This window comes from Cellulomonas sp. IC4_254 (genome assembly GCF_011603975.1).
GTDB lineage: Bacteria > Actinomycetota > Actinomycetes > Actinomycetales > Cellulomonadaceae > Cellulomonas.
Genome location: NZ_JAANNB010000287.1, coordinates 1 through 3,275, shown reverse-complemented (window position 1 = coordinate 3,275; position 3,275 = coordinate 1). Strand labels below are relative to the sequence as shown.

Annotated in this window: 3 protein-coding genes; 1 reads left to right on the top strand and 2 read right to left on the bottom strand. The window is 74.7% G+C overall.

Features of this window, described 5'->3' with window-relative positions:
* Positions 1–285: hypothetical protein (locus G6556_RS17890; protein WP_166944368.1), on the bottom strand; the 285-nt coding region annotated here is incomplete at its 3' end.
* A gap of 126 nt (positions 286–411) precedes the next feature.
* Positions 412–1,608 (bottom strand): ROK family transcriptional regulator, encoded by a 1,197-nt coding sequence (locus G6556_RS17885; RefSeq protein WP_166944366.1) that lies wholly within the window; start codon positions 1,606–1,608, stop codon positions 412–414.
* 116 nt (positions 1,609–1,724) lie between these two features.
* Here G6556_RS17885 and G6556_RS17880 point away from each other — a divergent pair, with 116 nt between their 5' ends.
* Positions 1,725–3,251 carry a sugar ABC transporter ATP-binding protein gene (locus G6556_RS17880; RefSeq protein ID WP_166944364.1) on the top strand — a complete coding sequence of 509 codons (1,527 nt, stop codon included), beginning with the start codon at positions 1,725–1,727 and terminating at the stop codon, positions 3,249–3,251.
* The last annotated feature ends 24 nt before the right edge of the window (positions 3,252–3,275 follow it).

Here is a 3,275-nt window from a genome sequence, read left to right as displayed (position 1 = left end):
CCACGGCCGATCACCCGCCGAGCCGCGCACCGCGCTGCACCACGCCCCGCGCACGTCGTCCGTCGCACGGTGCGGGTGCAGCAGCGCGTCGGCTCGGCGGTACGTCGCCCACGCGGCGCGGCGCGATGCCGCGCTGCGCGCCGAGCGGGCCGCGACCTGGGCGCGGCGCAGCAGCTCGAGCCCGGCGGGCAGCGCGCTCAGTGGTGGACGCGCGACGACGGACGGGTCGCGGACGAAGGTACGGAGCGACGGGTGGCGCGGGTCGCTGTGGAAGACCGGAGGCATGGCCGGGACGCTAGGTCGGGACCGAGGTGCGCCACGTTTCGGCCTCGGCCGTCCTGGGGACGACGCACCGCCGCCCCGCCTGTGGAGGACTCGGTGGCCGCCCGAGGGCGCGCGGCCTCGAGAGCCTCAGGCGATCCGCGCCTCCAGCAGCGCGTCGATCGCCACCGGCGACAGCACGTGGTCGACCGCCATGGCGGACGCCCCGAGGATGCCCACCTCGGACCGCGCCTGCGAGGTCACGATCCGCAGGTGCTGCGTCGCGAGCGGCAGCGACCGCTGATAGACGACCTCGCGGATGCCGGCGATGAGGTGCTCGCCGGCCTCGGCGACGACGCCGCCGATGACGACGAGCGACGGGTTGAGCAGGCTGACGCAGGCGGCGAGGACGCCGCCGATCTCGCGCCCTGCCTGCCGGACGGCCCGTCCGGCGGCGAGGTCGCCGGACCGGACGAGGGCGACGACGTCGGCGCCGCCGCGCGCCTCCGCCCCGTCCCGGCTGAGCTGCTCGGCGAGCGCCCGCCCGGAGGCGACGGCCTCGAGGCAGCCGAGGTTGCCGCAGCGGCAGGGCACGTCCTCGGCGCCGGGGACGGCGATGTGGCCGATGTCGCCGGCGGCGCCCTGCGCCCCGCGGCGGAGCTCGCCGTCGGAGATGATGCCGGAGCCGATGCCGGTGGCGACCTTGACGAACAGCATGTCGTCGACGTCGGGCCAGGCGGACCGGTGCTCGCCGAGCGCCATGAGGTTCACGTCGTTGTCGACCAGGACCTCGGCGCCGCCGAGCTCGGCGGAGAGGATGCCGCGCACGTCGGCGTCGTCCCAGGAGGGCATGATCGGCGGGTTGATGGGCCGGCCGGTGGCGTGCTCGACGGGACCGGGCAGGCCGACGCCGACGGACACGAGGTCCTCGAGCGTGCGGCCGGCCTCGGCGACGAGCTTGCGGCCGTGCTCGGCGACCCAGGGGAGCACGACGTCGGGCCCGTCGGCGATCGCCAGCGGGGCCTCGCCCTCGACCAGCACCCGCGACGCGAGGTCGGTGATGGCGAGCCGGACGTGCGTCGCACCCAGGTCGACGGCGAGCACGACCCGCGCGCTGGGCTCGAACGCGAAGGTGGCGGGCGGCCGCCCTCCGGTGGAGGAGGCCTCGCCGGCCGGTGCGATGAGCCCGGCGGACATGAGTGCCTCGACGCGGGCGCTGATGGTGGACCGCCCCTGGCCGGTCGCGGCGGCCAGGTCGGCGCGGGTGCGCGGTCGGCCGTCGCGGAGGAGCTGGAACAGGTCTCCCGCGCCGGAGTGCCGCGGCGGGAGCTTCACGACGTCCTGCATGGCGCCTAGTGAACCAGAAAGTCCCAGGACTTGTGTTCGTCACGATCGGGTAACTCGGACAAACCCGGAGCAACTTTTGCTTGACCCGGGACGAAAGTCCCTCATAGGTTCCTCACATGGTCACCGTGGACCCACCGAACCAGCCGCCGCTGCTCCAGATGCGCGGCATCGTCAAGCAGTTCCCCGGAGCCCGCGCCCTGGACGGCGTCGACCTGGACGTCCTGCCGGGGGAGGTGCACTGCCTGCTCGGGCAGAACGGCGCGGGCAAGTCGACGCTCATCAAGGTGCTCGCCGGGGCGCACCAGCCCACCGAGGGCGAGGTGCTCGTCGACGGCGAGGTCGTCACGATCGCCACCCCGGTCGCGGCGCTGAAGCTCGGCGTCGCGACGATGTACCAGGAGCTCGACGTGGTCGCCGGGCTCACCGTGGCCGAGAACGTGTTCCTCGGCCACGAGCTCGCCACCGGCGGGGTGTCCCGCCGCCGCGAGGCGCACCGCCGCACGAAGGAGATCCTGGCGCGGCTCGGCCACCCGGAGATCTCCCCGCACCGCGAGGTCGGCTCGCTGCCGGCCGCCGCGCAGCAGATCGTCTCGATGGCCCGCGCGCTGTCCCACGACGCCCGCGTCATCGTGATGGACGAGCCGTCGGCGGTCCTGGACTCGGACGAGGTGGCGAACCTGTTCCGCGTCGTGCACGAGCTGACCTCGGCCGGCGTGGCGATCGTGTACATCTCGCACCGCATGGAGGAGATCCGCGCGATCGGCGACCGGATCACCGTGCTCAAGGACGGCCGGACGGTCGCCCGCGACCTGCCGGCCCGGGACACCCCGACCCGCGAGCTGATCCGCCTGATGACGGGGCGGAACGTCGAGTACGTCTTCCCGCCGAGCCAGGAGCTCGCGGCCGACGCGCCGGTCGTGCTCGACGTGCGGGGCCTCGGGCTGCGCGGGGCGTTCACCGGCGTGGACCTCCAGGTCCGGGCGGGGGAGATCGTCGGGCTCGCGGGCCTGGTCGGCTCCGGCCGGTCCGAGATCCTGGAGACGATCTACGGGGCCCGGCGGGCGAGCAGCGGCACGGTCGCGGTCGGCGGGAAGCGGCTCCGCGCCGGCGACGTCACCGCGGCCGTCCGCGCCGGCATCGGCCTGGCGCCCGAGGAGCGCAAGGCCCAGGGTCTGCTGCTCGACGAGCCGGTCTACCGCAACATCACGCTGTCGACGTTCGGGCGGTTCGCCAAGGGCGGCCTGCTCGACGAGCGCACGGAGCGACGCACCGCGCAGGAGCAGGCCGAGGCGCTCGACCTGCGGCCGACGGGCGTCGACCGTGCGATCCGCACCCTGTCGGGCGGCAACCAGCAGAAGGCGATGCTCGCCCGCTGGCTGGTGCACGGCTGCCGGGTGCTGCTGCTGGACGAGCCCACCCGCGGCGTCGACGTCGGGGCGCGCGCCGAGATCTACGCGCTCGTGCGCCGGCTCGCCGACGAGGGCGCCGCCGTCGTCGTGGTCTCCAGCGAGATCCCCGAGGTGCTCGGTCTGTCGGACCGGGTGCTGGTCGTGTCCGAAGGCCGGGTCGTCCACGAGGGCCCCGCCACCGCCATCGACGAGCACGCCGTGCTCGACCTCGTCATGGAAGGAAGTGCCGCGTGAGCGAGCACCAGCTCTCCGCCCCGC

What these genes read in the sequence shown, in the direction of transcription:
- G6556_RS17885 (WP_166944366.1), bottom strand. Translation starts at nt 1,608, where the DNA reads ATGCAGGACGTCGTGAAGCTCCCGCCGCGGCACTCCGGCGCGGGAGAC.
- G6556_RS17880 (WP_166944364.1), top strand. Translation starts at nt 1,725, where the DNA reads ATGGTCACCGTGGACCCACCGAACCAGCCGCCGCTGCTCCAGATGCGC.